At 73.8% G+C, this 26,073-nt stretch carries 23 protein-coding genes and 1 pseudogene; 8 read left to right on the top strand and 16 right to left on the bottom strand.

Annotated features, from left to right (window positions below):
• Positions 1-161: 161 nt before the first annotated feature.
• Both ACFYP4_RS03700 and pssA read left to right on the top strand, forming a co-directional pair.
• Positions 162-818, top strand: a complete 657-nt coding sequence (locus tag ACFYP4_RS03700; protein WP_358854613.1) for a phosphatidylserine decarboxylase — start codon at positions 162-164, stop codon at positions 816-818.
• The gene (pssA, locus tag ACFYP4_RS03695; protein ID WP_388782485.1) at positions 805-1,656 is read left to right on the top strand and encodes a CDP-diacylglycerol--serine O-phosphatidyltransferase; all 852 of its coding nucleotides are present in this window, start codon (positions 805-807) and stop codon (positions 1,654-1,656) included. Before ACFYP4_RS03700 ends, pssA begins: the two co-directional genes overlap by 14 nt.
• Before the next feature lie 626 nt (positions 1,657-2,282).
• On the opposite strand, the gene ACFYP4_RS03690 is transcribed toward pssA, so the two are convergent.
• The 5 genes from ACFYP4_RS03690 to ACFYP4_RS03670 are packed head-to-tail and all read right to left on the bottom strand — an operon-like array spanning position 2,283 to position 7,182.
• The gene (locus ACFYP4_RS03690) at positions 2,283-3,566 is read right to left on the bottom strand and encodes an ABC transporter substrate-binding protein (RefSeq protein ID WP_358851500.1); all 1,284 of its coding nucleotides are present in this window, start codon (positions 3,564-3,566) and stop codon (positions 2,283-2,285) included.
• Positions 3,563-4,672, bottom strand: a complete 1,110-nt coding sequence (locus tag ACFYP4_RS03685) for a branched-chain amino acid ABC transporter permease (protein WP_388782482.1) — start codon at positions 4,670-4,672, stop codon at positions 3,563-3,565. Before ACFYP4_RS03685 ends, ACFYP4_RS03690 begins: the two co-directional genes overlap by 4 nt.
• Positions 4,665-5,555 carry a branched-chain amino acid ABC transporter permease gene (locus tag ACFYP4_RS03680; protein WP_358851501.1) on the bottom strand — a complete coding sequence of 297 codons (891 nt, stop codon included), beginning with the start codon at positions 5,553-5,555 and terminating at the stop codon, positions 4,665-4,667. The genes ACFYP4_RS03685 and ACFYP4_RS03680 overlap by 8 nt, the downstream gene beginning before the upstream one ends.
• A complete protein-coding gene (locus tag ACFYP4_RS03675; RefSeq protein ID WP_358851502.1) occupies positions 5,552-6,367 on the bottom strand; it encodes an ABC transporter ATP-binding protein in 816 nt (271 codons plus the stop codon). The genes ACFYP4_RS03680 and ACFYP4_RS03675 overlap by 4 nt, the downstream gene beginning before the upstream one ends.
• Positions 6,368-6,375: 8 nt before the next feature.
• Entirely contained in the window at positions 6,376-7,182 is an 807-nt protein-coding gene (locus ACFYP4_RS03670) for an ABC transporter ATP-binding protein (protein ID WP_358851503.1), read from the bottom strand.
• Positions 7,183-7,379: 197 nt separating this feature from the next.
• Between ACFYP4_RS03670 and ACFYP4_RS03665 the strand changes: the two genes are divergently transcribed.
• Positions 7,380-8,585, top strand: coding sequence for a helix-turn-helix domain-containing protein (locus tag ACFYP4_RS03665; RefSeq protein WP_358851504.1), 1,206 nt, complete (start codon positions 7,380-7,382; stop codon positions 8,583-8,585).
• 264 nt (positions 8,586-8,849) lie between these two features.
• On the opposite strand, the gene ACFYP4_RS03660 is transcribed toward ACFYP4_RS03665, so the two are convergent.
• Positions 8,850-9,968, bottom strand: coding sequence for a glycerate kinase (locus ACFYP4_RS03660; protein ID WP_358851582.1), 1,119 nt, complete (start codon positions 9,966-9,968; stop codon positions 8,850-8,852).
• Between the two features lie 183 nt (positions 9,969-10,151).
• Between ACFYP4_RS03660 and ACFYP4_RS03655 the strand changes: the two are divergent.
• The 3 genes and pseudogenes from ACFYP4_RS03655 (at position 10,152) to ACFYP4_RS03645 (ending at position 12,556) form a co-directional block, all read left to right on the top strand.
• Positions 10,152-11,236, top strand: a pseudogene (locus tag ACFYP4_RS03655) (ADP-ribosylglycohydrolase family protein).
• Positions 11,233-11,733: an NUDIX domain-containing protein gene (locus ACFYP4_RS03650; protein ID WP_388782477.1), complete on the top strand. Its 501-nt coding sequence runs from the start codon at positions 11,233-11,235 to the stop codon at positions 11,731-11,733. The pseudogene ACFYP4_RS03655 and the gene ACFYP4_RS03650 overlap by 4 nt, the downstream one beginning before the upstream one ends.
• An 85-nt stretch (positions 11,734-11,818) precedes the next feature.
• The gene (locus tag ACFYP4_RS03645; RefSeq protein WP_358851507.1) at positions 11,819-12,556 is read left to right on the top strand and encodes a Sir2 family NAD-dependent protein deacetylase; all 738 of its coding nucleotides are present in this window, start codon (positions 11,819-11,821) and stop codon (positions 12,554-12,556) included.
• A 21-nt stretch (positions 12,557-12,577) separates the two neighbouring features.
• Here the strand turns inward: ACFYP4_RS03645 and ACFYP4_RS03640 are convergent, their stop codons facing one another.
• From ACFYP4_RS03640 to ACFYP4_RS03600, 9 genes are all read right to left on the bottom strand, one after another.
• Positions 12,578-13,063: a methylated-DNA--[protein]-cysteine S-methyltransferase gene (locus ACFYP4_RS03640; RefSeq protein ID WP_358851508.1), complete on the bottom strand. Its 486-nt coding sequence runs from the start codon at positions 13,061-13,063 to the stop codon at positions 12,578-12,580.
• Between the two features lie 37 nt (positions 13,064-13,100).
• Positions 13,101-14,579: an AlkA N-terminal domain-containing protein gene (locus ACFYP4_RS03635; protein WP_388782473.1), complete on the bottom strand. Its 1,479-nt coding sequence runs from the start codon at positions 14,577-14,579 to the stop codon at positions 13,101-13,103.
• A gap of 130 nt (positions 14,580-14,709) precedes the next feature.
• Positions 14,710-15,222: an O-acetyl-ADP-ribose deacetylase gene (locus ACFYP4_RS03630; RefSeq protein WP_358851510.1), complete on the bottom strand. Its 513-nt coding sequence runs from the start codon at positions 15,220-15,222 to the stop codon at positions 14,710-14,712.
• Positions 15,219-16,628, bottom strand: a complete 1,410-nt coding sequence (locus ACFYP4_RS03625; protein WP_388782470.1) for a phytoene desaturase family protein — start codon at positions 16,626-16,628, stop codon at positions 15,219-15,221. Before ACFYP4_RS03625 ends, ACFYP4_RS03630 begins: the two co-directional genes overlap by 4 nt.
• Before the next feature lie 189 nt (positions 16,629-16,817).
• Positions 16,818-17,645: an inositol monophosphatase family protein gene (locus ACFYP4_RS03620; RefSeq protein ID WP_358851512.1), complete on the bottom strand. Its 828-nt coding sequence runs from the start codon at positions 17,643-17,645 to the stop codon at positions 16,818-16,820.
• 131 nt (positions 17,646-17,776) lie between these two features.
• Positions 17,777-19,612: a gamma-glutamyltransferase gene (locus ACFYP4_RS03615; protein WP_358851513.1), complete on the bottom strand. Its 1,836-nt coding sequence runs from the start codon at positions 19,610-19,612 to the stop codon at positions 17,777-17,779.
• 82 nt (positions 19,613-19,694) lie between these two features.
• Positions 19,695-20,351: a DUF4232 domain-containing protein gene (locus tag ACFYP4_RS03610; protein WP_388782467.1), complete on the bottom strand. Its 657-nt coding sequence runs from the start codon at positions 20,349-20,351 to the stop codon at positions 19,695-19,697.
• A gap of 65 nt (positions 20,352-20,416) precedes the next feature.
• Positions 20,417-21,172 (bottom strand): response regulator, encoded by a 756-nt coding sequence (locus tag ACFYP4_RS03605; protein WP_388782464.1) that lies wholly within the window; start codon positions 21,170-21,172, stop codon positions 20,417-20,419.
• Entirely contained in the window at positions 21,172-22,284 is a 1,113-nt protein-coding gene (locus ACFYP4_RS03600) for a sensor histidine kinase (RefSeq protein WP_358851516.1), read from the bottom strand. Before ACFYP4_RS03600 ends, ACFYP4_RS03605 begins: the two co-directional genes overlap by 1 nt.
• A gap of 166 nt (positions 22,285-22,450) precedes the next feature.
• On the opposite strand from ACFYP4_RS03600, the gene ACFYP4_RS03595 reads away from it, so the two are divergent.
• Both ACFYP4_RS03595 and ACFYP4_RS03590 read left to right on the top strand, forming a co-directional pair.
• Positions 22,451-23,455, top strand: a complete 1,005-nt coding sequence (locus ACFYP4_RS03595) for a carboxymuconolactone decarboxylase family protein (RefSeq protein ID WP_388782461.1) — start codon at positions 22,451-22,453, stop codon at positions 23,453-23,455.
• 285 nt (positions 23,456-23,740) lie between these two features.
• On the top strand, positions 23,741-24,403 hold the full coding sequence (locus tag ACFYP4_RS03590) for a hypothetical protein (protein WP_388782458.1): 663 nt from the start codon (positions 23,741-23,743) through the stop codon (positions 24,401-24,403).
• Positions 24,404-24,426: 23 nt separating this feature from the next.
• On the opposite strand, the gene ACFYP4_RS03585 is transcribed toward ACFYP4_RS03590, so the two are convergent.
• Positions 24,427-25,953, bottom strand: a complete 1,527-nt coding sequence (locus tag ACFYP4_RS03585) for an NCS1 family nucleobase:cation symporter-1 (RefSeq protein WP_388782707.1) — start codon at positions 25,951-25,953, stop codon at positions 24,427-24,429.
• Positions 25,954-26,073 lie beyond the last annotated feature (120 nt).

Raw genomic sequence — 26,073 nt, 5'->3', positions numbered from 1 at the left:
GTACGGGGTGTTTTCTCCGAGAAGAAGATCACACCCCGTGAACGCTCTTCGGCCGTCGACTCGGCTTCCTGGCTTGCCCAGTTGCGGCCCGCGCCCGGTACGATTCCGGGAAAGCCGCCGTCCCCCGTTCAGCGCGGCATCATCCGCTACGAAGGTCATCCATGCCCCACAGCCAAACCTCTGCACCTCGCGACAGCCGAGTCGGCGTACGCCTCGCGCGCGGAGCATCGCCGTGGCTTCTCCCGACCGTCGCCACCGCAGCACTCAGCCTCGCCCGCGCGCGGCGCTCCGGCGCCGCCAAGGCCGTGGCTGTACCCGTCACCGCGCTCGCGGCGGGCATGCTGTGGTTCTTCCGCGACCCCGAGCGCGAGATCACCCAGGGCAGGGTCATCTCGCCGGCCGACGGCGTGGTGCAGAGCATCATGCCGTGGAAGGACGGGCGCACCCGCGTCGCGATCTTCATGAGCCCGCTGAACGTCCACGTCAACCGCGCGCCGCTGGCCGGCACGGTGACGTCGGTCGAGCACATCCCCGGTGGGTTCGTGCCGGCGTTCAACAAGGAGAGCGAGAACAACGAGCGCGTCGTCTGGCACTTCGACACCGAGCTCGGTGACATCGAGATGATCCAGATCGCCGGTGCGGTCGCCCGCCGCATCGTGCCCTACGTCCCGCAGGGGACCAAGGTCGAGCAGGGCGAGCGGATCGGCCTGATCCGCTTCGGTTCGCGTGTGGACATCTACCTGCCGGCGGGCGTCGAGGTGGACGTGGAGGTCGGTCAGAAGACCGTGGCAGGGGTGACTCGCATTGACCGTGGTTGATCCCGAGACACAGGCCGGCTGGGTGCCGGAGGCCGACGAGCTGAACGACGCGGAGGACATGCCGCTGTCCATGCGCCTGTCGATAGCGGACACGCTCACGCTCGGCAACGCCACGTGCGGCTTCATGGCGGTGTACTTCACCACCACCGGCATCCTGATCCCGCACCTCACGGGCAGCCAGGAGACCGGCATGGCGCGGCACAGCGCCGCCACGGCCGTCATCCTGATGCTCTGCGCGGCGGTCTTCGACCTGTTCGACGGCCTGGTCGCCCGCAAGCTGCGCTCGTCCCCGATGGGCGCGGAGCTGGACAACCTGTCCGACCTGATCAGCTTCGGCCTCGCGCCGGCGTACTTCGTGCTGGTCTACGGCATGGTCGCGGACGACGCGCACCAGCGGGTGGCCGCGGTCGGGGCCATCGTGGTCCTGCTGGCCGTCGTCCTCAGACTCGCGCGGTTCTCCTGCGTCACGGTCAAGGACGGCACGTTCCAGGGCATGCCGAGTCCCTTCGGGGCACTGACGGTGGTGTCGATCGTGCTCCTGGAGCTGCCCTTCGTGGCCACGCTCCTGGCGATCATCGGCACGGCCTGGCTGATGGTGAGCCGGGTCGAGTACCCGAAGCCGCGCGGTCCGCTGGCGGTGGCGATGCTCTCGTGGATCGTCGCGGCGATGGGTCTGCTGGCGGCCTGGGCGTTCGAGGCCCCGGGCGGGCAGCTCCTGCTCCAGACCGGCTGTGCGCTCCAGCTGGTGCTGGGCGCGGTGATCCCCCTCTTCGCCACGGCGCGGCGGGTGAACACCTTCCGCGACAACCGTCGCGAGGCGCGTGCGGCGCAGCCGTAGACGCCCCGCAGCACAGCCGAGGGGCCCCGAACCGGACGGTTCGGGGCCCCTCGGCTGTGCGCGGGATGTTTCCCGCCCGCCGTGCGGGCTGCTACGGCACCAAGGCCACTCCGGCCCACCGCGCGAGCCGTTCCCGCCGCACGAGCGGCCCCACGGCCTGGCTCCGGCCCGCTGCGAGCGGTTCCCGCCGTACGGGCGCCCACGGCCGCAGGACGCCTACGGCCCGCCGCGAGCCCGTCCCTCGCTCCGGCTTTGCGGCCGCCTCACGGGGTCGAGGGCCTCACTCGGCCCTGGAGGGCTTGGTCCCGCCGCCGTATCGGGTACGTGCCGCCCTACGGCGGTACAGGGCGTCCCCGGCCCTGAGGCCCCGTTCCTGCACGCCAACGCCGTACGGGCCGTACGGCGTTCACAGGCCGCAGCCCCCGGCGGGCCCGCCCCTCGCCCTACGGGCCGCCGCCCTCGACGTACGAGGTCCTGGCCCCGGGCGGGTGCCCGCCATGCGGACCGCCCACGGTGGGCTCTCCCCGGTGGAAGGGACGTGGCCGCACGCGGGCGCGACGGGTCGGCCGTACGGCCGAGGGGCCCCGAACCGCAGTGGTTCGGGGCCCCTCGGCGTCAGGAGCGGGTCACCCCCCGGGGGTGTAGCCCTCCGCCGCCGACGCCGCCTCGGGCTCGCGCACGACCTTCGTGCCGCCCACCGCGCTCTTGTCCGGCTGGATGATCACACTCTCCTTCGAGGACGGCGCCGCGGGGTCGGAGAAGTTCTGCGTGATTCCGAAGCCCGTGTCCATGCTGTCGAGGGTCAGCAGCGCCTTGCCGACGCCCTCCCGGGTCAGGTCCTTGCTCTTGCAGGCCGTCTTCAGCGCCTCTCCGAAGACGGAGGCCGCCGTCCAGCCGGCCACCACGCCGTTGTCGAGCGAGTCCTTCGGATACGCGGCCCTGTAGTCCTTCACCAGCTTCTTGGCGGTCGGAGTGTCGCCGCCGATGGGCAGGGCGGGCGAGGCCACGTAGTAGTTCTTCGCCAGCGCCGGCCCCGCCTGGGTGGCGAGCAGCTGCGGGGAGAAGGCCGAGTTGTTGCCGATCACCGGGACGTCGAAGCCGCCGGCGGCCGCGACCCCGACGAGCGAGGCCGCCTGCCGCGGACCCGCACTGACCACGACCGCCTTGACACCCGCCTTCTTCAGCGCGGCGACCTGCGCGGTCATGTCGTTGTCGGTCGGCTTGATCTTCTGCTCCACGATCTTGAGCCCCGACTCCTTCGCCATGTGCTTGGAGCCGGCCAGGGCGCTCTCGCCGTAGTCGCCCTCGAAGTACACGTGACCGATCTTGTCGCCCTTCTTGACGCCCTTCTCCTTCATCAGGAAGTCGATGGCGTTGATCGTCTCGACGTCGTAGGTGGAGCCGATGACCCGGATGTACGGGCTGCCGAGCAGGGAGCCGGACCACGCCTGCGGCAGCACCAGGCCCTTGTCCTGCCCGTCGATGCGCTTCTTGACGGCGGCGACGAACGGCGAGCCGATGAACTGGGCGAATCCCAGCACCTTCGGTTCCAGCTCGGTGTAGCCGGCCACGGCCTTCTGCGGGTCGTAGCCGTGGTCGCGGATGGTGAGGTCCACCTTGTAGCCGCAGACACCGCCGTCCGCGTTGAGCTGCTTCACGTACAGCTGCTGGGCCTGGGTCACGCTCTTGCCGAGCGTGGCGTAGACGCCGGTCATGTCGGTGAGGACGCCCAGCGTGATGGTCTTGCCGGAGATGCCCTCACCGGTCTTCACCCCGCCCGCGCTCGCCTTGTCCCCGTCGTCGTCCTTGGCCTTGGAGCTGCACCCGGACAGCACGATCAGCGCGGCCAGCGCGCCTGCGGCGGCCCGGGTCGCGTACACCCGTGATCTGCCAGTGGTACCCGTAGTCATCGTTCCTCCACAGAAGTCGTTCCTACGCGACGCCGCGCGGCCACCCTGACCAGGCCGCCCGGCAAGAAGAGCACCACCGCCACGACGGCGGCGCCGTACAGGTACCGGGACGCCTCGCCCGGTGTGATTCCGCCCATGCCCGGCGCGGACACGAGGGGCAGGGCGTCGCTGTACCGGGTCAGCAGCTGCGGCAGCAGCGAGACGAACGCCGCGCCGACCACCGCCCCGGAGACCGAGCCGAGACCGCCGATGACGATCATGGCGAGGTACTCCAGCGAGAGCGTGATGCCGAAGTAGTCCGGCACGGTCCGCTGGAAGATCAGCGCCAGCAGCACACCGGCGAGACCCGCGTACATCGAGGACAGGACGAAGACCGCGGCGCGGTAGCGGGCCACCGGGACGCCGATCACCCCGGCCGCGATCCGGTGGTCCCGGATCGCGTTCATGGCCCGGCCCGGCCGGCCCCGCAGCACCCCGCGGGCGAACAGCGCGCCGGCCAGCAGCATGACGAGACCGACGTACCAGAGCTTCTCGGCGGAGCCGAAGGGCACGGCCGCCACCATCGTCTCCCGGTCGTCGAAGGTGAGACCGAACAGGCTCAGGGCCGGCACGTCACGGCCGTTGAAACCGCCCGTGAGGTCCCGCGCGTTGAACAGCACGTGCTGCCCGATGAAGATCAGCGCGAGGGTGGCGATGCCGAGGTAGGCGCCGCGCAGCCGTCCGGCGATGGGGCTGAACAGTCCGCCCGCGGCTCCCGCCACCAGCACGGCGAGGATCACCGCGAGCCAGGTCGGCAGCCCGAGCCCGGTCAGGCCGTCGGAGCCGTCGCCGGCGAACACGCAGTAGCCGTACGCGCCGACCGCGAGGAAGAAGGCGTGTCCCATCGACAGCTGGCCGGTCGCGCCGGTCAGCAGGTTGATGCCGATGGCGCCGATCGCGGCGGCCATCGCGAACAGCCCGGCCTGGAGCCAGAAGCGGTCCAGGTAGAACGGGAAGGCCAGCAGCAGGGCCACCCCGGCGGCCAGGACGTAGGGCCGCGGGCGGGTGAGGCGGGCGGGCCGGCGGCGGACCGGGGCCGTTTCGGTGCGGGTGAGGACCTCAGACACGGGCCAGCTCCTTCGTGCCGAACAGTCCGGCGGGCCGGACGAGCAGGATCGCGACCATCACCAGGTAGGGGGCCAGGTCGCCGAGGCCCCGGCCGAGGAAGGTCAGATCGCTCTGGTAGCCGGTGGCCAGCGACTCGGTGATGCCGACGAGCAGGCCGCCTACCAGGGCACCCGTGGTCGAGTCCAGACCGCCGAGGATCGCCGCCGGGAAGGCCTTCAGCGCGGCCAGCGAGGTGGCCCGCTCCAGCCCCGGGGTGGGGAAGACGGTGAGGAAGAGCGCCGCCACCGCCGCGAGACCGCCGGCCACGGCCCAGGCGCCCAGGGACACCCGGCCCAGCCGTATGCCCATGAGCGCGGCGGTCTCCGAACTCTCGGCGGCCGCCCGCATCGCCACGCCCCAGGAGGTGTAGCGGAAGGCGAGCAGGAACACCGTGATGAGCAGGGCCGCGGCGACGAACGCGGCGATCCTGGTGTGGGCGAGCGAGATCGGTCCGATCCGGAGCACCGCGTCGCCCCACGGGTCGCCGGGTGACAGGACGTCGGTACCGATCCGGCGGGTCAGCTCGGTGGTGAGCAGGATGTCGACGCCGATGGTGACGATCGCCAGCACACTGTGGTCGGAGCCCCGGTAGCGGCGCATGACCAGGAACTCGACCGCCGCGCCGACCAGCGCGGCGCCCAGGATGCCCGCCAGCAGGGCGGGCCAGAAGCCGATGTCGTCGTGCAGGACGGCGGTGACGTACCCGCCGGCGAGCAGCAGCGAGGCGTGCGCGAAGTTGACGACCTCGGTGGCCCGGAAGATGACCACGAAGCCGAGTGCGATGAGCGCGTAGACGGAGCCCATCGAGACGCCGTTGAGCAGGAGTTCGGCGAAGGTGCTCATGAAGCGGTCTCCTCCCCAAGGTAGGCGCGGACCACGGCCGGGTCGTTCTGGACGTCCGCGGGGGCACCGTCCGCGATCCGGCGCCCGAAGTCGAGTACGGTCACCGCGTCCGCGAGCCGCATCACCACCCCCATGTCGTGTTCCACCAGGACGATCGAGATGCCGAGGCTGTCGCGGACGCCCGCGATCACCGCGGCGGTGCGGCGTCGTTCGTCGCCCGTCATGCCGGCGACCGGCTCGTCGAGGAGCAGCAGGCGCGGCTCCATGCACAGCGCCCGGGCCAGCTCGGCGAGCTTCTGCTGCCCGTACGGGAGGGAACCCGCCGGCCGGTCCAGACAGTCGCCGAGACCGACGAAGTCGGCGATCTCCCGGACGCGTTCGCGGTGCCGGCGGTCCTCGCGGGCCGCCGCGGGCAGCCGGAGCCCCGCTGCCACGAAACCGGCCCGGGTCAGCCGGTGACGGCCGAGCAGCAGGCTGTCCTCGACCGTGGCGAGCGGCGGCAGCGCGAGGTTCTGGAAGATGCGGGCCACTCCGAGCCCGGCGATGCGGTGCGGCGGCAGCCCGGTCAGTTCGTGCTCGCCGAAGCGGACGCTGCCCGCGGTGGCGCGGTAGACACCGGACAGCACGTTGAAGCAGGTCGACTTGCCGGCCCCGTTGGGGCCGATCAGCGCGTGCACGGTGCCCGGACGGACGGTGAAGCTCACGTCGTCCAGGGCCAGCAGCCCGGAGAAGCGGACCGTCAGCCCGCTCACCTCGAGGGCGGGGACGTCAGCGGTTCCGGTGCCGTCGGCAGCGGCGGTCTCGGTCTTCATACGGCGCGTCACCCCTTCCACCGGGACAGGGCGGGCAGCGCACCGCCGGTTCGTGCGGCGTCGGCGGCCGCGTCCTCGTCGACCACGCCCAGATAGCGGCGGCGCACCTCGTCGGAGGCGGCCAGCTCGTCGGCCGGGCCGGACAGCGTGACCTCGCCGACCTCCAGGACGTAGGCGCGGGAGGCGAGGCGCAGCGCGAGCGCCGCGTTCTGCTCGACGAGGAGCACCGAGGTGCCCTGGGCGTTGATCTCCCGCACGGTGTCGGCGATCCGGGCGGCCATCAGCGGGGCGAGACCGAGGGAGGGTTCGTCGAGGAGCAGCACGCCGGGCGCCGCCATCAGCGCGCGGCCGACGGCGAGCATCTGCTGCTCGCCGCCCGACAGCAGCCCCGCGCGCTGCTGGGCACGGTCGGCGAGCACCGGGAACAGTTCATGGACGCGGCGCAGGGCGGCGGCCCGGTCCGTGCGCCCGCCGCTCGCGCCGAGCGCTCCGGCCCGCAGGTTGTCCGCGACGGTCATCCGGGCGAACACCTGCCGTCCCTCGGGCACCTGGGACACCCCGGCGGCCACCACCCGGTCCGGCGCCACGCCGTCCAGGCGCCGCCCGCCGAGGGTCACCGTGCCCTCGGTCACCGCGCCTCCGTGGAACGCCAGCGTCCGGCACACCGCCCGCAACAGCGTCGACTTGCCCGCGCCGTTGCCGCCCAGCACCGTCACCACGGATCCCTCGGGCACCTCCAGGGACACCCTGCGCAGTGCGCGCACCGGGCCGTATCCGACCGACAGGTCCCGCACGACCAGACCGGAACCGTCCATGGCTTCTCCCTCCTGCTCGTCCTCGCTCGCCGACCTCGCTCGATGGCGCTCAGCCCAGCACCGCCAGAGGCGTTCGTCCACGGACGGGTGGCGAAACGCTGCGGGTGACCAGCGAGGGCGCCCGGCCGTTGTGCGCGCGCACAACACCGCGTGTCAGGGGCCTGCCGGGGGCGTCGCACCGGTGGCATGCTGCGGCCATGGGAGCGCGCAGAAGGCGTACCGGTCATGACTGGAAACTGCTCGCGGAAGCCTGTGCCGCGCTGTTGCGGCGGCTGCCGGAGCTGGTCGACGAGCACGTGCGGCAGCTGGCGGAGCACTCCCCCGTCTACGGGAAGGTGCTCGCGTACGACCAGCAGTGGCGGGAGGCGGAGGAGGCGATGCGGATCGGCATCGAGACGATCTCCGCGCCGCGGGACGCACCGCGCCGCGACCTGGCGCACGCGGAGGACGCCGGCCGGCGGCGGGCCCAGCAGGGGCTGCCGCTGGAACTGCTGGTGCACGCGTACCGCAGCGCGGGCTATCTGGTGTGGGACGCGCTGATGGAGGGAGCGGCCGGGAAGGAACCGGAGCGGCTCGGGGCGCTGATGCGCTCGGCGACGATGGTGTGGTCGGCGGTGGACGCCCAGGCCGCGGCGGCGTCGGAGGCGTACCGCGCGACGGAGCTGGAGCTGCGGCGGCGCACCGACGAGCAGTTGCAGGCCCTCCTCGACGCGCTCCTGGAGGGCCAGGAGGCTCCCGGGCTCGCGGCGCGGGCGGCGGCCGGGCTCGACCTTCCGGAGCGGGGGCCCTACGCCGTGGTGGTGCTGCGGGCGGAGCGGCGGGACGGCCGGGAGGCGTTCCACCGGCCGGTGCAGGGGGCGGGGTTCCGGTTCGTGTGGCGGATGCGGGCGGACTGCGAGGTCGGCGTGGTCGCGCTCGGGCCCGGCCAGGATCTGGACGGGGTGGCCCGGGTGCTCGCGGGGCGGTGCGTGGGGCCGGGCGGGATCAGTCCCGTGGTGGCGGGCCTCGCCGAACTGGGGCGGGCCCGGCGCCTCGCCGAGCTGGCGCTGCGCACGTGCCCGCCGGACGCGAGCGAGGTCGTACGGCTGGACCAGCGGATGCCGACGGCTCTCGTGGTCAGCCAGCCCGAGTTGGCCGGGCGGCTGGTGTCGGACATCTTCGGGGAACTGCTCGCGCTGGAGCCGGCGGACCGGGCGGTGCTGCTGGAGACGCTGGACGTGTGGCTGGCGTGCGAGGGCTCGGCGGGCCGGGCCGCGGGGCGGCTGTACTGCCACCGGAACACGGTCTTCAACCGGTTACGGCGGCTGGAGCAGCTGACCGCGCGGTCGCTGGCGCGGCCTCGGGACCTGATCGAGATGACGCTGGCGCTGGATGCGTACCGGTTGTCGGGGGCGCGGGGGTGACGCCGGATGCGTCGGTTCCCCACCGGGGGTGGGAGCGCTCTCGTGGTCCGGCGGGGGCGGGGTGTGCCGTCCGCGGTGTCCCGGGGTGGTGGGGCCCCCTTGGGGTCTTCGCCCCCTCCGCCCCTTCCCGTCCCGTCTTCGGGGGCTCCGCCCCCGGGCCCCCGAGTCGGCCTGGACGGCCTCGTCCTCAAACGCCGGACGGGCTGAAACAACCTGCCGGGCTGAATGATCGTCCGAGAAGCCTTTGCCTCCGGTTCTCCCGGGTCAGATCAGGAAGTCCCGTCCGATGTTCTCGGCGACCTGCTCCAGGAGGGGGCCGGCGTTCGCGATGCACTCGGCGAGGTCGGGTTCGACGTCGGTGAGGGCGTAGGCGCGGCGGATGCCGGCCTTGCCGAGGGCCTCGGGGGGAAGGGCCAGGCGGCCGCAGACCGCGACGACCTCCTTGCCCGCCGCGCGGGCCGCCGTGGCGACACCCGCCGGGGCCTTGCCGTGGAGGGTCTGCTCGTCGAGGGAGCCCTCGCCGGTGATCACCAGGGTGGCGCGCTCCACGGCGGGCGCGAAGCCGAGGACGTCGAGCATGACCTCGATGCCGGGGCGGAAGCGGGCGCCGAGGATCAGGGCGCCGTAGCCGATGCCGCCCGCCGCGCCGGCGCCGGGCGCCTGGGCGTACTCGGCGGCCTGTGAGCCGACGGCCTTCTCGAGCACCGTGGCGAAATGGGCGAGGGAGGCGTCCAGTGCCGCCACGTCGTCGGGGCTCGCGCCCTTCTGCGGGCCGTACACCGCGGGCGCCCCCTTGGGGCCCGTGAGCGGGTTGTCCACGTCGCTGGCGAGGACGAGGTCGATGCCGGGCAGTCGCGGGTCCAGGCCGGAGAGGTCGGCGGTGGCCAGGTCGCCCAGCGAGCCGCCGCCGGGAGCCACGGGCTCCCCGTCCGCGTCCAGGAAGCGTGCCCCGAGGGCGGACAGCAGGCCGGCGCCGCCGTCGGTCGTCGCGCTGCCGCCCACACCGAACACGATGGTCCGCGCCCCGGCGTCCAGCGCCGCGCGCAGCAGTTCCCCGGACCCGTACGTCGAGGCGGTGAGCGGCGCGAAGACCCCCGCGGGCAGCCGCTGGAGCCCGCTCGCCTCCGCCATCTCCACGACGGCGGTGTCGCCGCGCAGCGCGAACGCGGCGGTGACCTCGTCGCCCAGCGGCCCGGCGACCCGGACCTCGCGGCGCTCGAACCCGGCCGCGACCGCCGCGTCCACGGTGCCGTCCCCGCCGTCGGCGACGGGCAGCGCCTCGACCTCCGCGTGCGGGGCGACCCGGCGCAGCCCGGCCGTCACCCGCTCAGCGACCTGCACGGCCGTCAGTGATCCCTTGAACTTGTCCGCGGCGATGAGCACGCGCGCCGCCCGCGGAGTCCGATTCACAGCGTCCGCCACCTTGCATTCCCCTTGCTTTCGCGCCTTGCTCACGTCAAGGCAGTCGCGCCGCTGCGACCTTAACCGCAGGAGGGGTGCCCCGTCATGCCCCGTCCCGCGCCTCGAACCCGCGCGGAGCAGCCCGGAATCCGGTAGACCGGAGCCATGACCCCTGTGGGCACCGAGCTCGACGACCGCGTTCTCGGGGGCTGGCTGGGCCGGATCGCGGGCAACATGCTCGGCAAACCGGTCGAGCAGGGCGACCACTGGACGCGGGAACGCATCGACCGCTATCTGCGGCGGGCGGCGGCCCTGCCGCTCACCGACTACCTTCCCGAGCCCGTGGACGAGGCCGCCGGGGCGGCCCTGCGTCCCGAGTGGCGCCAGTGCGTCCGGGGCCGGATCCACGGCAGCTGCCGGGACGACGACGTGGACTACGCGATCCTCGGCCTCGACCTGCTGGAGACGCACGGCTTCGGGTTCAGCACCGAGCAGGTCGGTGACCTGTGGCTGCTCCGGCTGCCGTACCTGCAGACGTTCACCGCGGAGCGGGCCGCCTACCGCAACCTCGCCAACGGCATCAGGCCGCCGCTGACGGCGACGTAGACAATCCGTACCAGGAGTGGATCGGCGCCCTCATCCGTGCCGACGTCCACGGCTGGACCTCCCCCGGTGATCCGCGACGGGCGGCGGCCCAGGCGCGCCGGGACGCCGTCCTGTCGCACACGGGGAACGGCGTCTACGGGGCGATGTGGGCGGCCGCACTGATCGCGGCGGCGTTCACCGCGCCCGGTGTGCGGCACGCCCTGGACACGGCGCTGACGGTGATTCCGGCGAGCAGCCGCCTCGCCAGGACCGTACGCCGGGTGCTCACGCTGCACGAGGCGGGGCTGAGCTGGGAGGACACCCTCGGCACCCTCGCCGAGGAGACCGCGGGGCTGCACTGGATCCACACGGTCCCGAACGCCGCCGTCCTCACCGCCGGGCTGCTGTACGGCGACGGTGACTTCACCCGCAGCATCGCGCTGACCGTCCGCGGCGGTCTGGACACCGACTCGAACGGGGCGACCGCGGGCTCGGTCGCGGGGGTCATGTGCGGGGCCGCCGCGATCGGGCCCCAGTGGCGGGACCCGCTGGAGGACACCGTCCGCAGCGCGGTGTTCGGCTTCGACGGGGTGCGGATCAGCGAGCTGGCGGAGCGCACGGTGCGGCTGGCGGCGGCGGGCGGCGCCTTTACCCTTTCCGGATGACCACTTCACAGACCGCGGCCTTCGCCACGTACATCGCCGGTCTGCCCCGCGTCATCGCCGGGGCGGCCGCGCTCTTCAGCGACGCCGAGGGGCGCGTGCTGCTCGTCGAGCCGAACTACCGGGAGGGCTGGGCGCTGCCCGGCGGCACCGTCGAGTCGGACGACGGCGAGAGCCCGCGGCAGGGGGCGCGGCGGGAGACGGCCGAGGAGATCGGGCTCGACGTGGCCCTGGGGCGGCTGCTCGCGGTGGACTGGGTGCCGGGAGCGGACAGGCCGCCGCTGGTGGCGTACCTGTACGACGGCGGAGTCCTCGGCGCGGACGACTTCCAAGCGATCCGCCTGCAGGAGGAGGAACTGCTGTCGTGGCGGCTGGTGTCGCCGGAGGATCTCCCCGACCACCTGCCGGGCGCCCTGGGCCGCCGGGTGCTGGCCGCGCTGGACGTCCTCGCGGAGGGCTCGGGCACGGCGGAGCTGGAGAACGGCCACCGGGTGGGCTGAGCCGCGGGCGGGCGCCTCGGGGACAACGCCCGTGCGCGCGATATCCGTTGGCCGGGCCCGTGTTCCGGGTCCTACCCTCGGCGGTATGAACAAGCCCCTGGTCGCGATCCTCAGCGGTGCCGGGATCTCCACCGACTCCGGGATCCCGGACTACCGCGGCCCCCACGGCCTGTGGCGGCGGGACCCCGAGGCGGAGAAGCTCGTCACGTACGAGTACTACACGGGCGACCCGGAGATCCGGCGCCGCTCGTGGCGGATGCGGCGCGAAACCGGCGCGCTGCGGGCGGAGCCGAACGCGGCGCACCGGGCCGTGGCCGGGCTGGAGCGCTCCGGGGTGCCGGTGCGGGTGATCACGCAGAACGTGGACGGGCTGCACCAGCTGGCGGGCATGCCGGCCCGGAAGGTCCTCGAACTGCACGGCAGCGCACGGAGCGTGGTGTGCACGAAGTGTCACGTACGGGGGCCGATGGAGGACGCTCTCGCCCGGATCGACGCCGGTGAGGACGATCCGCCGTGTCTGGAGTGCGGCGGGATCCTGAAGCCGGCGACCGTCATGTTCGGCGAGCGGCTCGACCCGGTGGTGCTCGGCGAGGCGGTCGCGATCACCAAGGCCTGCCAGGTGTTCGTCGCCGTCGGCAGCACCCTCCAGGTCCAGCCGGCGGCCGGTCTCGCGGGTGTCGCCGCCGACCACGGGGCCCGCCTCGTCATCGTCAACGCGGAACCGACCCCGTACGACGACCGCGCCGACGAGATCGTACGGGAACCGATCGGCACGGCCCTGCCCGCGGTGCTGCACCGCCTGAGCGCCGGGAACGGTTCCTGAGCCCTCCCCCTTGGGGTCGGGTCAGTCGAAGAGGGCGGCTCCCCTTTCGAAGTCGAGGAGGCGGCGTTTGCGGTCGAGGCCGCCGCCGTATCCGGTGAGGCCGCCGTCGGCGCCCACCACGCGGTGGCAGGGCACGATGATGCCGACGGGGTTCCTTCCGTTGGCGAGGCCCACCGCGCGGGACGCGCCCGGTTTGCCCAGGAGTGCGGCCAGTTCACCGTACGAGCGGGTCTCGCCGTAGGGGATCAGGCGCAGTTGTTCCCAGACGCTGCGCTGGAACGGTGTGCCGTCGAGGTGCAGGGGGAGGTCGAAGTCCTTCGACTCGCCCGCGAAATAGGCGTCCAGCTGGGCGCGTGTCTCGGCGAACGGCGTGTCGTCGGGGTCGCCGAAGTGCTCCTCGGACGGGCGGTGGCGCTGACCGGCCATGTAGAGGCCGGACAGGACGCCGTCGGTGGCGACGAGGGTGAGCGGTCCGTACGGGCTGTCGATCACGGTGTGCTGTTTCACGGGCGGGGTCCTCGAAGTCGTCGTGTCGGCAAGTCGCTCATACGGGAAGGAAGTTGATGGGGTGGCTGTCGGTCGCCCACAGGTACTGGACGGCGTACGCCCGCCAGGGGCGCCAGGCCGCGGCGCGTGCGGTGAGCGCGGACGGGGTGGCGGGCAGGCCCAACTCCTCGGCTGCGCGCCGGATTCCGAGGTCGGTGGGCAGGAAGGCGTCGGGGTCGCCGAGGGCGCGCATCGCGATGACGTCGACGGTCCAGGGCCCGAAGCCGGGCAGCGCGAGGAGGCGGGCCCGGCTCTCCGCCCAGTCGCTCTCGACGCCCAGGTGAAGTGACCCGTCGGCGAGTTGGCGTACGAGGGTGGTGAACGTGGTGCGGCGGGTGCGCGGCATCGCGAGGGACTCGGGGTCGAGGGCGGCCAGCGCCCCGGGGGTGGGGAACAGGTGGGTCAGGCCGCCCTCGGGATCGTCGACGGGTTCGCCGTGCGCGAGGACCAGACGGGCCGCGTGGGTGCGGGCGGCGGCCGTGGAGACCTGCTGTCCGAGCACGGCCCGTACGGCGAACTCCGCCTCGTCGACGGTGCGCGGCACCCGGCGGCCCGGCGCCTTGTCGACGAGCGGGGCGAGCAGCGGGTCGGCGCGCAGCCGGTCGTCGACCGCGACCGGGTCGGCGTCCAGGTCGAGCAGGCGGCGGCAGCGGCTGATGGCGACGGGCAGGTCGCGCAGGTCGCTGAGGGTGAGGCGGCAGGAGATGTGGTCGGACTTCGGGGTGAGCGCGGTGACGCCGTGGCCGTACGGCAGGCGCAGCGTGCGCCGGAAGGCTCCGTCGCGCCACTCCTCGACGCCGGGCACTGCGGTCGCCGCGAGATGGCCGAAGAGGTTGTCGGGGCTGAGCGGGGCGCGGAAGGGGAGCCGGAGGCTGAGCGCGCCGGGTGTGGGGGCCGCCTTCCGCGGGATCCGGGTGCGCAGCTCGCTCGGGGTGAGTGCGAAGACCTCGCGCACGGTGTCGTTGAAGGTGCGGATGGAGGCGAAGCCGGCGGCGAAGGCGACCTCCGCCATGGGCAGGGTCGTCGTCTCGATGAGGAGTCGCGCGGTCTGGGCGCGCTGGGCCCGGGCGAGCGCGAGGGGACCGGCGCCCAGTTCGGCGAGGAGCTGCCGCTCGATCTGGCGGGTGCTGTAGCCGAGGCGGGCGGCGAGGCCGGGTACGCCCTCGCGGTCCACGATCCCGTCGCCGATCAGGCGCATGGCGCGGGCGACGAGGTCGGCGCGCTGGTTCCACTCGGGCGAGCCGGGGCTGGTGTCGGGGCGGCACCGCTTGCAGGCCCGGAACCCGGCCTGCTGGCAGGCGGCGGCGCTCGGGTGGAACGTCATGTTCTCCGGCTTCGGCGGCACCACGGGGCAGCTGGGCCGGCAGTAGATCCGGGTGGTCAGGACCGCTGTGTAGAACCAGCCGTCGAAGCGTGCGTCCTTGGACTGGACGGCGCGTACGCAGCGCTCGGTGTCGGTGTGCATCCCGTTCCGCATGCCTCAAGGATCCGGCACCGGCCGGGGCCCTGGCTCGCGGAAATCCGACGTGTACCTCGCGGGGCCCGCGGGCCCGCGCGCCGGGGCGGGCTCGGCGCGGAGACCGGCGGGGACGCCGTCCCTCCCGGGCTCACCCCAGCTGGTCGGCGAACGCCGCGTGGGCACGCTCGTCGAAGAGCACGAACCGCACCTCCTCGACGGGGGGAGCCGCGGCCTCCCTGACGGTCTGCACCGCGATCCGCGCACCGTCGTCCATCGGCCAGCCGAAGACGCCGGTGGAGATCGCGGGGAAGGCCACGGTCCGCGCGCCGAGTTCGGCGGCGATCCGCAGGGACTCCCGGTAGCAGGAGGCGAGCAGCTCGCTGCGGTCCTCGTCGGCGGACCAGACCGGGCCCACGGTGTGGATCACCCAGCGCGCGTCCAGCTCGCCCGCGGTGGTCGCGACGGCCCGGCCGGTGGGCAGGCCCTTGCCGTACCGGGAGGCACGGAGCCTGCGGCATTCGGCGAGGACGGCCGGGCCGCCGCGCCGGTGGATGGCGCCGTCGACGCCTCCTCCGCCGAGCAGCGAGGAGTTGGCCGCGTTGACGACGGCGTCGACGGTCTGCCGGGTGATGTCGCCCTGGACGAGTGTGAGGGTGGTCATGACTGGCGCAGCCTCCTCCAGACGGCCTTGGCCGCGTTGTGCCCGGACATGCCGTGCACACCGGGCCCGGGCGGGGTGGCCGAGGAGCAGATGAAGACGGCGGGGTGCGGGGTGCCGTACGGGGACAGGGAGAGCTTGGGCCGCAGCATGAGCTGGAGTCCTGAGGCGGCTCCGCAGGCGATGTCCCCGCCCACGTAATTGGCGTTGCGGACGGCCAGCTCGGGCGGCCCGGCCGTCGCGCGGGCGAGGACCCGGTCGCGGAAGCCCGGCGCGAAGCGCTCCAGCTGGCGCTCGACGGCGTCCGTGAGGTCTCCGCTCCAGCCGTTCGGGACGTGGCCGTACGTCCAGAAGACCTGCTTCCCGGCGGGTGCCCGGGACGGGTCGGCGACGCCTGGCTGCACGGTGATCAGGAAGGGCACGTCCGGTGCGCGGCCCGCGCGGGAGGCCGCGTGCAGCGCGGTGGCGATCTCCTGCCGGCTCGCGCCGACCTGTACGGTCCCCGCGGCGCGCGCCTCCTGAGCCGTCCAGGGCACCGGCCCGTCCAGCGCGTAGTCGATCTTGAAGACTCCCGCGCCGTACCGGTAGCCCTCGTAGTAGCGGCCGAAGCCGGCGATGCGGGCCAGGGCCGTGGGCGAGGTGTCGAAGACGTACGCCCGGGCGGGCGGCAGGTCGTCGAAGTGCTTGACCTCGTAGTCCGTGTGGACGGTGCCGCCGAGGTCCTTCAGATAGGCGGTGAGCGCGTCCGAGATGGACTGGGAGCCGCCGCGGGCGACGGGCCAGCCGCGGGCGTGCGCGGCGAGGGCGAAGACGAGGCCCACCGCGCTCGTGGCGATGCCGCCGAGGGGGGCGATGACGTGGGCCACGAGGCCGGCGAACAGCGCCTTGGCCCGTTCGTCGCGGAAGCGGCGCATCAGCCAGGTGGAGGGGGGCAGCCCGGTCAGTCCGAAGCGGGCGAGGGTGAGGGGGTCGCGCGGCAGCGAGCTGAGCGGCAGGGACATGAAGTCGTGGACCAGCGTGTCCCACCTGGGCAGGAACGGCTCGACCAGTCGGCGGTACGCGCCCGCGTCGCGCGGGCCGAATGAAGCGGCGGTCTCGGCCACCGAGCGGGACAGCACCGCGGCCGTGCCGTCCGGGAACGGGTGGGCCATGGGCAGCTCGGCGTGCAGCCACCGCAGTCCGTAGCGCTCCAGGGGCATGGCGCGGAACGCCGGCGAGTTGATTCCCAGCGGGTGGGCCGCGGAGCACGGGTCGTGCCGGAAACCGGGGAGCGTGAGCTCCTCGGTGCGCGCTCCCCCGCCCACGGTGCCGTGCGCCTCGAACACCGCCACCGAGAAGCCGCGCCGGGCCAGCTCCACGGCAGCCGTCAGTCCGTTCGGCCCCGCACCCACCACGACCGCATCGAGCATCGACGGCACCTTCGGACTCCTTTGTCAGCCGACGGCCACTGAACATCAGGATAGGCCGGGGGACGGACGGCCTTGGCGGCGAGGGCGGTTGAACGCGCGTGCCGTCCCGCGTCGGCTCTCCCGCGCCGGGTCCCGCCCGAGGGCCGGCACGGGGCCGATCCGGTAGGCCCGCCGTCGGCGTCCGGCTCGTCAGACGCCCTGTGCCAGCAGGTCCACCACGCGTCGGGCCGTGTCCGCGTCCCGGGCCGCGGTGAAGGGCAGCGCGTTGCCCCCGGTGATGCGGAACGGTTCACGCGCGAGCGTGAGATGCGCGCCGCCCGCCTCCTCGACCAGCAGCAGACCGGCCGCGTGATCCCACGCGGCCTCCCAGCTGAACGCGGTCGCGTCCAGCTCGCCGCGGGCGACGGCGAGGTACTCCAGGCCGGCCGAGCCGCACGGGCGCGGCCGGACGCCCTCGGCGCGCAGGGCGAGCAGGGCCCGCTTCTGCTCGTCGGTGGTGTAGTCCGGGTGGGACGTGGCCACGCGCAGGTCGCTGCCGGGGGCCGGGGAACCGGAGCGCAGGGGCGCGCCGTCCAGCAGGGCGCCCTGGCCGCGGACCGCCGTGGCGAACTCCTCGCGCACGGGGGCGAACGTCCAGGACGCGTGCACGACTCCGTCCAGCGCGAGCGCGACCAGGGTGCAGAAGCCGGGGTCGCCGTGGACGAACTGCCGCGTCCCGTCGACGGGGTCGACGATCCAGACCGGGGCGGCGCCGCGTATGGACGCGTAGGTCGCGGGGTTGGCGTGCACCGCCTCCTCGCCGACGACGACCGAGCCGGGCAGCAGCGCGGTGAGCGCCTCGGTCAGGTACTCCTCGGCCTTGCGGTCGGCGTCGGTCACCAGGTCGTGCGGGCCCGTCTTCTGGTCGATCTCGTGCGCCGCGAGCTGCCGGAACCGCGGCATGATCTCGGCGGCGGCCGCCTTGCGGACCGCCTCTTCGACGTCGGCCGCGCGCTGTGCGAGAAACTCTTCGATCATGCCTCCATGACAGCATGGCCCGCTGACAATCCCTACCCTGCCGGTGTACGCCGGGTGGAATCGCCATGAAACCGGAGCCCCGCGCGCCCGGCGGTCCCCGGGCGCACACGGCCGGGGACGGCCCGCGGAGTTCAGCGGCCCACGGCGTAGCCCTGCATGCCCCGCGGGTTCGCCGCCGCCGACAGGACACCCGTGCGCGGGTCCCGGGCGACCGCGCACAGGCGCCCCTCGGACCACGCCCCGCCCACCAGCACGTCGTGGCCGCGGCGCCGCAGCTCCTCGACGACCCCCGGATCCAGGCGGGACTCCACGGTGAGGCTGCCGGGACGCATGCCGCGGGGATGGAAGGAGCCGGGGAAGCTGTCCGTGTGCCAGTTCGGGGCGTCGATGGCGCCCTGCAGGTCGAGACCGCCCCGTACCTCGGAGCGCAGGGCGACGGCCAGGAAGAAGTGCGTCTGCCACTGGTCCTGCTGGTCGCCGCCGGGGGTGCCGAAGGCGAGGACGGGCACGCCGTCGCGCAGGGCCAGGGAAGGCGTGAGGGTCGTACGCGGCCGGCGGCCCGGGGTGAGGGAGTTCGGCAGTCCCTCCTCCAGCCAGGCCATCTGGAGCCGGGTGCCGAGCGGGAAGCCCAGCTCCGGTACGACGGGGTTGGACTGGAGCCAGCCGCCGCTCGGGGTGGCGGCCACCATGTTGCCCCAGCGGTCCACGACGTCGAGGTGGCAGGTGTCGCCGCGGGTGCCCCCGTCCGCCGCGGTCTCCGGCTCGCCCGGCACCGGCGACCGCGGGCTCCTCGCGACGGTCGGCTCGCCCGCTCCCGGCATCGCGGCGGGGCCGGGTCCCGTCTCCCCGGCGGCCGCCACGCGCGCGTGTCCGCTGATCCGCGGGGTGCGCCCGCCCGGGCCGCCCGGCCTCAGCTCGTACGAGGCACGCGTCCCGACGAGGGCCCGCCGGGACGCGTTGTACGGCTCGGACAGCAGCTCGTCGAGGGGTACGTCGGCGGCGTCGCCGTACCACGCCTCCCGGTCGGCCATGGCGAGCTTGCAGCCCTCGACCAGGAGGTGCACGTAGTCGGCGGAGCCGTGGGCGGGCAGTTCGTCGGGGAGCAGCGCGAGCTGCTGGAGGAGGACCGGGCCCTGACTCCAGGGTCCCGCCTTGCACAGGGTCCAGCCGCGCCAGTCGTAGGTCACCGGGGCCTCGTAGGTGGCGGACCAGGCGGCCAGGTCGGCGGCGGTCAGGGTGCCGGTGTGGCGCTCGCCGCTGGTGTCCAGGGTGGGCCGCCGCGCCTGGCGCACCAGGGCTTCGGCGATGAAGCCGGAGCGCCACACCCGCCGTGCGGCCTCGATCTGCGCCACCCGGTCCCCGGCGCCGGAGACCTCGGCGAGCAGCCGGCGCCAGGTGGCGGCGAGGGCCGGGTTGCGCAGCAGCTCACCGGGGCGCGGCAGGTCGCCGTCCGGCAGGTACACCTCGGCCGACGACGTCCACTCCGTCTCGAAGAGCCCGCGCATCGTCTCCACGGTCTCGGTGACGCCCTCCACGGGCGCGTGTCCGTCCTCGGCGTATCCGATCGCGTACGTCAGGACGTCCGCGAGGGATTTGGTGCCGTGGTCGCGCAGGAGCAGCATCCACGCGTCGAAGGCGCCGGGCACGGCGGCCGCGAGGGGGCCGGTGCCCGGTACGAGGCCGAGGCCGAGGGCGCGGTAGTGGGCGACGGTCGCTCCGGCGGGTGCGACGCCCTGCCCGCACAGCACGCGGACCTCACCGCCCGCCGGGGCGAGGATGACCGGGACCTCGCCCGCGGGCCCGTTGAGGTGCGGTTCGACGACGTGCAGGACGAATCCCGCGGCCACCGCGGCGTCGTACGCGTTGCCGCCGTCCTCCAGGACGGCCATCGCCGACTGCGAGGCGAGCCAGTGCGTGGAGGACACCATGCCGAAGGTGCCCTGGAGGGTGGGTCGGGTGGTGAACAAGGGCGGACTCCTCGCTGCGGGGCGGGCGTTCGGTGAGCGTGCGCGTCCCGGCCCGCCCGCCCGGCGGCCGTGCGACGCCCGACTACCGGGCCGTCGGGGCCCAGGCCGTCGTCCCGAGGACGTTCTCCGGTCCGATGTCGAGGGGTTCCCGGGCGCGTACGGTCACGGCGGCGCGGCCCCGCTGCGGGCCGACGCGGAGGTACGTGCCGTTCTCGGCCGCCATCCGCCAGTACAGGCCGGACCGGGCGCTCTCGCCGGGGGCGAGGGTGAGCGGCTCGGGGCCCGGGTCCTCGGGCGCCATGAACACCTCGTCGGTCCCGGCGACGGTGCGCACTCCGGGGAGGGGGGCGCCCGCCTCGTCGAGGACCCGCAGCGTGGGGTGTCCGTTGAGCCGGTACGGCCGGTCGCCGCAGTTGGTGAGGGTGAGGGTCATGCTGCGCAGTCCCATGGCGGCGTCCTCGTCGCCGGTGTCGAGGCGCACACCGGAGCTCGGGCAGCCGGTCCGCGGCTGGACGGGCACGGCGTGCGAGCGCCCGGAGGCGGGGGTCACGGGGGCGGGCGAGATGGGGGCGGGGGCGGGCGGCCGGACCGTGCGGGTCCGCGACGGGGTGGGCGTCGGCCGGCCTTGGGGATGGCGTTCCCGGTCCAGCTCGGCCGAGAGCCCGCATCCACTCGCTCCCAGCGCCAGCGCACAGGCCAGGGCGGTCCCGCGGGCCCCTCTCGCACGTATCGCGATCACCCGCCGATCATCGCAGGCGGCCCGTGCCGGGGCCACGTCTTCGGCCGCGCTCCCGGCAAGGGCCCTCATCCGAGGGTCCGCCGCGCCGTCACCAGTCCCGACTCGTAGGCGAACACGACCAGTTGGGCGCGGTCGCGGGCGCCGAGCTTGGTCATCGCGCGGCTGATGTGCGTTTTCGCCGTGAAGGGGCTGACGACCATGTGGGCGGCGATCTCCTCGTTGCTCAGGCCGCGCGCGGCGAGAGCGGTCACCTCGCGCTCGCGACGGGTGAGGCTCTCCAGACCGGGAGCGGTGGCCCGGTCCGGGGGCCGGGCGACGAACTCGCCGATCAGGGTGCGGGTGACGGACGGCGACAGCAGCGCCTCGCCGCCCGCGACCACCTCGATGGCATGCAACAGGTCGGCGGGTTCGGTGTCCTTGAGCAGAAAGCCGCCGGCCCCGGCGCGCAGCGCCTCGAAGACGTACTCGTCGAGGCCGTAGTTGGTGAGCATCACGACGCGGACGGCGGACAGGTGCGGGTCGGCCGCGATGCGGCGGGTGGCCTCGATGCCGTTCATGACGGGCATCTGCACGTCGACGAGGGCGATGTCGGGGAGCTGGGCGCGCACCAGTTCCAGGCCCTGCCGGCCGTCGGCGGCCTCGCCCACCACCTCGATGCCGTCCTCGGACTCCAGCAGGGCCCGGAAACCGGCCCGCATCAGGGCCTGGTCGTCCACCAGGGCGACCCGGACGGGCTTGCGTGCCGCGCTCCCGCCGCACGCACCGTCCGGACCGTTCGCCCCCGTCGCCCCGCGCCCGCCCCCCACCGTGCCCTCGCCCATCACGCGGCGCTCTCCGGCAGCCCGAGGGGCAGTACGGCGTGCACCGAGAAGCCGCCTTCCGGGCGGGGCGCGGTGTGCAGGGTGCCGCCGAGTGCGGTGACCCGTTCGCGCATGCCGGTGAGACCGGTGCCCGGCTCGGGCGGCCGGGACGGTACGGCACTTCCGTCGTCGTCCACGCGCACCGCCAACTCGTCGCGTCCGTAGTCGAGTCGCACGCTCACCTTCGCCGGTCCGGCGTGCCGGGCCGCGTTCGTCAGGGCCTCCTGGACGATGCGGTAGGCCGCGCGGTCCACCGTGGCCGTGAGCGGGCGTTCGTCGCCGGTCACGGTCAGCTCGGCGGCGAGTCCCGCCGCGCGGGCCCGCTCCACGAGCAGTGCGGGCGTCCCGGTGGGCTCCTCGGTGCGCAGCACGTCGAGGGTGGCGCGCAGTTCGCGCATCGCCTCGCCGCCCGCCTCCTGGATGGCGAGCAGGGCGGGCGGCACCTCCTCGCCGCGCTTGCGGGCGAGGTGGACGGCGACGCCCGCCTGGAGCTTGACGATCGAGATGCTGTGCGTGAGCGAGTCGTGCAACTCCCGTGCGATGCGCAGCCGTTCCTCGTCCGCCCGCCGTAGGGCCGCTTCCTCACGGGTGCGTTCGGCCTCCAGCGCGCGCTGTTCGGTCTGGCGCAGGTACGCCTGCCAGTTGCGGTCGGCCAGCCCGGCGACGAGGGCGCACAGGAACCATCCCGCGAGCAGGGCCGATCGCTCGACGGCCTCCCGCGTCGTGGGCCCGGTGGTGAGGCAGCCGGCGAGGAACACGGCGCTCGCGGCGCCCGCCACCGCCCGGTGACCGGCCCGTGCCGCGGTGTGCACGGCGGCCAGCACCGGCAGGGCGGACAGCGTGCCCGGCTGGGCGTGCAGGACGTGTCCGGTGAGGGCGGCCGTGCTGACGGCCAGGACCACGCGCGGTGCCCGCCGGTGGGCGGCGAGCACCAGCGAACCGATGACGATCAGCGCGAGGTCGAGCGGGGCCGTGTCTCGGTCGAAGGCCGCGGCGGTCACGACGGCCGCGCCGACGACGACGGCGAGTGCCGCGTCGGCGAGGTCCCTGCGCGTCAGCCGCTCCCCGTGCATGTCCGCACCCTAGACCGGCACCATCGGGGGACGCGTCAGACCTGTGAACGGTAATCGGACTACTCCCGGGGCAGTAGTCCGCGGTGCGAGGGGCCCCGCCGGCGCAGGCCCGGTTCCGTCCGCCCGTACGACGCGGGAGGGCGCCCCCGGGGGCCAGGGTTCCCCCATGACTTCGCCCTTCCGCCACACCGAGCCCGTCCCGCCCGAGTCGGCCACCGGCCGCACCGCCGAGGTCTACGCCCAACTGGCCCGGGACTTCGGCATCGACCACCCGCCGACCTTCGTCGTCCTCTCCGCCGATCCCGAACTTCTCGCAGCCACCTGGGCGTTGATGCGCGAGTCACTGATCGCGGGCGCCGGCAGCCGCACCGGCAAGGAACTCGCGGCATTCGGGGTGTCGCGTGCCAACAGGTGCCCGTTCTGCGTGGACGCGCACACCGTGCTGCTGCACGCCACCGGGGACCACGCCCTCGCGGAGCGGCTGGCACGCGGAGAGCTCCCGCGGGACGGCGGACACGCGCGCGTGCTCGCCTGGGGCGAGGCGACCCGCGTCCCGGGCAGCCCGGGCGTGGCGTCGCTCCCGTTCCCTGCCGGGCACGCCCCCGCGTACCTCGGCACGGTGCTCTCCTTCCACTTCATCAACCGGATCGTCTCCTCCCTCCTGACCGAGAACCTGCTCCCGGGCAACGTCCAGCGCTTCCGGGCGGTACGCAGCCTGGTGGGCCGCTCGGTGTCGGCGGCGGTGCGGCGGGACGTCGCGCCGGGTGCCGCGGCGGCATTCCTGGACGAGCCGGGCACCGGTCCTTCCTGGGCGGCCGGGACGACGGTCGGCCCGGCGTACGCGGCGCTGCGGACGGCGGCGAGCGCGGGCGCCGCACTGCTGGCCGAGGAGGACCGTGCCCTCGTACGGGAGGTGGTCGAGGCGTGGGACGGCACGCATCCGCCGCTCGGCTTTCCGGGGCTGCCCGGCCGCGCCGACCGTCCGGGCGCGCGTCTGGCGCTGCTGGCCGCGCTGGCGCCGTACCGCATCACCGGTGAGGACGTGGCCGCGTGGAAGCAGCGGCCGTACACCGACCACTGCCTGGTCCGGCTGATCGCGTACGGCGCGTTCGCCGCCGTCGACCGCATCGAGCGCGAACTGCCGTTGAGTCTGCGCGAGGAGATCGGATGACCGAGGGCGACCGGGTCCCGGGCGCGGTCCCCGTGGGCACGCGCGCCGCTCCCCCGAGGGCCCGTCGCGCCGGCAGGAGAGGGCGGGCGGGGTCCGGCTCCCCGCGGGCGTCCGGCCGGTGACGGCCGCTCGGCTCCGGTGCACCGCCGGCCGTCGGCGGCGTGTCACTGTCACCGCGCGGGCACGGAGCGAGTTCGCACTTCCGCCCCACAGGCAGTCGTGTGACACTGTCGTCCCGTCCGCAGTGCGGACTCTCTCCGCACCGTCCCCCACGAGAAGTGCGCCGTGCGTTCTCTTCCTCTGCCGCTCGCTCTCACCGCGCGTCTGCTGCCGGTCGCCGTGCTCGCCTCGGCGGGCTGGGCCCTGACGTCCGGCCCGCTGGCCGCGGCTCCCGCCGCCGACCACGAACCGGCGCCGACGACCGCCACCGCCACGGCGTCCGCCCCCTCCGCCTCGGCGGCGCCCAGGACGTACACCGCCGCGCCCGCGCCGTGCGAGGGCGTGAGCGAAAAGACCGTCAAGTCGCTCGTCCCCGGTGCCAGGGCGGCCGGGCAGGAGATCGCGTCGACGGACAAGTCCGCACGGCGCACCTGTTCCTGGAACGCGCTGAAGGGCTTCGACTACCGCTGGCTCGACATCTCGTACGAGATCAAGAAGTCGGACGAGGCGGCCGTCGGCGCCTACCGGCAGCGCACGACGGAGCGGAGCGGCGGCGGGGTGGTCCCCGGACTCGGGGACGCGGCCTACTCCGTCGTGGACCTCACCACCAAGGACAAGCAGCAGACCCGCGAGGGCGTGGTCGTCGCCCGGGCGTCCAACGCGCTGGTGATCATCACCTACAACGGCAGTGACTTCGAGACGAAGAAGGCGCCCGGTACGGACGAGATCAACAAGGGCGCCATCAAGGCCGCGAAAGAGGCGGTGGCCGCGCTGAAGGCCGCCGGGTAGCCCCGGCACGGCGCACCGCCGGTTCACGCACTCTTCGGTTCCTTCCCCCGCAACGTCATCAGGACCAGGTACAGCAGCATCGACGTGCCGAGACCCACCGCCCAGCCGTAGTCGGCGAGCGGTTCGAGGACCGGTACGGGCCGCCCGTCGACCAGCGGGTGGAAGTCGGCGCCGCCGACGGCGAGGACACCGCCGGTGACGAAGGCGACGACCGCCCGCCAGTTCCACCCGGCGTGGTACCAGTAGCGGCCGCGGGCACGGTACAGGTCCGCGAGGTCCAGCTCCGTGCGGCGCAGGATCCAGTAGTCGGCGATGAGGATGCCGGCGACCGTGCCGAGCAGACCCCCGACCAGGCCGAGCCACGTGAAGATGTAGCCCTGCGGGTCGGCGTACAGCCTCCACGGGCAGATCAGCACGCCGAGTACGCAGGTGACCAGCGCGCCGGTGCGGAAGCTGATCCTGCGGGGGGCGATGTTGGAGAAGTCGAAGGCCGGGGAGACCAGGTTGGCCGCGACGTTCACGGACAGGGTCGCGACCAGCACGGTGACCAGGGCGAAGAGCAGGCCGAAGACGTTGTCGGTCCTGGCGGCCAGCTGGACCGGGTCCCAGACCGCCTCGCCGTACACGGCCTGGGACCCGGAGGTGACCATGACGGAGAGGAAGGCGAAGAGCGTCATGGTGGTGGGCAGGCCGAGCGCCTGGCCCCAGGTCTGGGCGCGCTGGCTCTTTCCGTACCGGGTGAAGTCCGGGATGTTCAGTGACAGGGTGGACCAGAAGCCGATCATGCCCATGAGGGCGGGTGCGAACAGCTTCCAGAAGTCCGGACCCCACCCCAGCTCGGAGGGCTGGTCGAAGAGCGGTCCGAAGCCGCCCGCCTTGCCGCTCATCCACCACAGCAGCACACCGGCGCCGACGAGCACGAACGGCGCGGCCCAGTTCTCGAAGCGGCGGATGGTCTCCATGCCCCGGTGAATGATGGCGACTTGAAGGACCCAGAAGAGGGCGAAGGACAGCCACATGGTCCAGGCGTGGCCGCCGACCCGCGAGGCGTCCGCCCAGCCGTCGCCGAAGAGTTTGCCGGCGAGGAAGTAGATGGCCTCGCCGCCGATCCAGGTCTGGATGCCGAACCAGCCGCAGGCCACCAACGCCCGTACGACCGCGGGCAGGTTGGCGCCCCGGACACCGAAGGACGCACGGGCGAAGACCGGGAACGGTATGCCGTACTTGGGTCCGGCGTGCCCGGTGAGGAGCATCGGGACCAGCACGATCAGGTTGGCCAGGGCGATGGTGAGGACGGCCTGCCGCCAGTCCATGCCGACGGCTATCAGCCCCGAGGCCAGGGTCCAGGAGGCGGTGTTGTGGGCCATGCCGACCCAGAGGGCCGAGAAGTTGTACGTGGTCCAGGTGCGCTTCTCGACCGGGACCGGGAGCAGGTCCTCGTTGGCGTAGGGACCGGTGGGCCGGGGTGCGCCCGGCGCGGTCTCCACCCGGCTGTCGGCGAGGACGACCTGGGCGGGCCGGGGGCTGTCGGCGGGGGCGGTGTCGGTCATGAGCAGGCCCATCAGTGAGGAGTGTCGGGAAAGGCCGTGCGGGTGTCCCGAGGGGGGTTCGGGGAGCGCGCCGGCCCCCTCCCCGGGACGGCGGGAAGGGGGAGGAACCGAGGAAGGGCA

The sequence above is a fragment of the Streptomyces sp. NPDC005551 genome (assembly GCF_042871785.1).
In the GTDB taxonomy this organism is placed as follows: Bacteria; Actinomycetota; Actinomycetes; order Streptomycetales; family Streptomycetaceae; genus Streptomyces.
This window is presented reverse-complemented; position numbering and strand designations above follow the sequence as displayed.

Excerpts from the sequence above, each read along its gene's own strand:
- ACFYP4_RS03700 (WP_358854613.1), top strand. The coding sequence starts at position 162 with ATGCCCCACAGCCAAACCTCTGCACCTCGCGACAGCCGAGTCGGCGTA.
- ACFYP4_RS03620 (WP_358851512.1), bottom strand. The coding sequence starts at position 17,645 with ATGATCGAAGAGTTTCTCGCACAGCGCGCGGCCGACGTCGAAGAGGCG.
- ACFYP4_RS03585 (WP_388782707.1), bottom strand. The coding sequence starts at position 25,953 with ATGACCGACACCGCCCCCGCCGACAGCCCCCGGCCCGCCCAGGTCGTC.
- ACFYP4_RS03670 (WP_358851503.1), bottom strand. The coding sequence starts at position 7,182 with ATGGACGGTTCCGGTCTGGTCGTGCGGGACCTGTCGGTCGGATACGGC.
- ACFYP4_RS03645 (WP_358851507.1), top strand. The coding sequence starts at position 11,819 with ATGAACAAGCCCCTGGTCGCGATCCTCAGCGGTGCCGGGATCTCCACC.
- ACFYP4_RS03625 (WP_388782470.1), bottom strand. The coding sequence starts at position 16,628 with ATGCTCGATGCGGTCGTGGTGGGTGCGGGGCCGAACGGACTGACGGCT.
- ACFYP4_RS03600 (WP_358851516.1), bottom strand. The coding sequence starts at position 22,284 with ATGCACGGGGAGCGGCTGACGCGCAGGGACCTCGCCGACGCGGCACTC.
- ACFYP4_RS03675 (WP_358851502.1), bottom strand. The coding sequence starts at position 6,367 with ATGAAGACCGAGACCGCCGCTGCCGACGGCACCGGAACCGCTGACGTC.
- ACFYP4_RS03635 (WP_388782473.1), bottom strand. The coding sequence starts at position 14,579 with ATGCGGAACGGGATGCACACCGACACCGAGCGCTGCGTACGCGCCGTC.
- ACFYP4_RS03690 (WP_358851500.1), bottom strand. The coding sequence starts at position 3,566 with ATGACTACGGGTACCACTGGCAGATCACGGGTGTACGCGACCCGGGCC.
- ACFYP4_RS03680 (WP_358851501.1), bottom strand. The coding sequence starts at position 5,555 with ATGAGCACCTTCGCCGAACTCCTGCTCAACGGCGTCTCGATGGGCTCC.
- ACFYP4_RS03595 (WP_388782461.1), top strand. The coding sequence starts at position 22,451 with ATGACTTCGCCCTTCCGCCACACCGAGCCCGTCCCGCCCGAGTCGGCC.
- ACFYP4_RS03605 (WP_388782464.1), bottom strand. The coding sequence starts at position 21,172 with ATGGGCGAGGGCACGGTGGGGGGCGGGCGCGGGGCGACGGGGGCGAAC.
- ACFYP4_RS03630 (WP_358851510.1), bottom strand. The coding sequence starts at position 15,222 with ATGACCACCCTCACACTCGTCCAGGGCGACATCACCCGGCAGACCGTC.
- ACFYP4_RS03665 (WP_358851504.1), top strand. The coding sequence starts at position 7,380 with ATGGGAGCGCGCAGAAGGCGTACCGGTCATGACTGGAAACTGCTCGCG.
- ACFYP4_RS03650 (WP_388782477.1), top strand. The coding sequence starts at position 11,233 with ATGACCACTTCACAGACCGCGGCCTTCGCCACGTACATCGCCGGTCTG.